Origin of the sequence: Staphylococcus intermedius NCTC 11048 (assembly GCF_002902385.1) — a bacterium.
Classification (GTDB): Bacteria; Bacillota; Bacilli; order Staphylococcales; family Staphylococcaceae; genus Staphylococcus; species Staphylococcus intermedius.
In genome coordinates, this window is the sequence record NZ_PPQH01000074.1 from 1 (window position 1) to 1,039 (window position 1,039).

At 31.3% G+C, this 1,039-nt stretch carries 1 protein-coding gene; it reads left to right on the plus strand.

Features of this window, described 5'->3' with window-relative positions; genetic code table 11:
• Nucleotides 1–1,039 (plus strand): hypothetical protein (locus CD138_RS14335; protein WP_219727724.1); only part of this gene is annotated, 1,039 nt, incomplete at both ends.

Sequence of the window (1,039 nt, forward strand, 5' to 3'; positions counted from 1 at the left end):
AAAGAAGATACAACACCCGTAGAAGATAAAAATGAGGTAAAAGAAGATACAACACCCGTAGAAGATAAAAATGAGGTAAAAGAAGATACAACACCCATAGAAGATAAAAATGAGGTAAAAGAAGATACAACACCCATAGAAGATAAAAATGAGGTAAAAGAAGATACAACACCCGTAAGAGATAAAAACTTTGGTAATACTGATATAAAAATGAAAGAAATGATACAAGCTAAAGGTCTCGAAAATATAGATTATGGAAGTTTAAATTCTGATGAATTTTCATGGTTATTAAAGTACTTAGGTAATAATTCAAGTTCACCGAACAGTAATTCTTTTTATAACGAAAGAATTGTACACTCTAGGGCTAAAAGAGAAATTGGAAATGAATCTATTAATTTTACGACTAATATAAATAGAGATGCTTCAGATGGAAGAAATAAAATTTTAAAATTAACAGGAGAATATAATCCTAATTTAAATATAGTTGAATGGAATTTAAATGTAAAAATGGTAAATAATTCTTCTCCTGAGTATTTGTTTATAACAACTTCAACAGAGAATAATGGTAACCTTGGAGAAGCAACAATTTCTGAAACTTCTACACCTTTTATATTACTAGGGAATAACGATAAAATTTCTTATGGAAGTTTCAATGGGAAAGACGGAATTACTGACCCTCAATGGAGAAGTGAAGATAAACTCTCTCAAGGTACTGAAGTTACATTCAAATTTACTACTACTTTTAATGGGACTTTAGAGGATTTCAAAAATTTAAATGGTACTGATATGTTGTTTACGGTTAAATCAGCAGGGTTTGGTTTCCAAAGATACCAAGGGGACCCAGGTAATAATAAAGTTCATGCTTCTATACAGGGGTATGGTGGGATAAATTTACCTGATCTATCAGATAGTGAGTCCGAGTCGCTAAGTACATCCGAATCACTAAGTGAAAGTGAATCAATTAGTGCATCAGAGTCATTAAGCGAAAGTGAATCGATTAGTAAGTCTGAATCACTAAGTGAGAGTGAATCAATTAGTG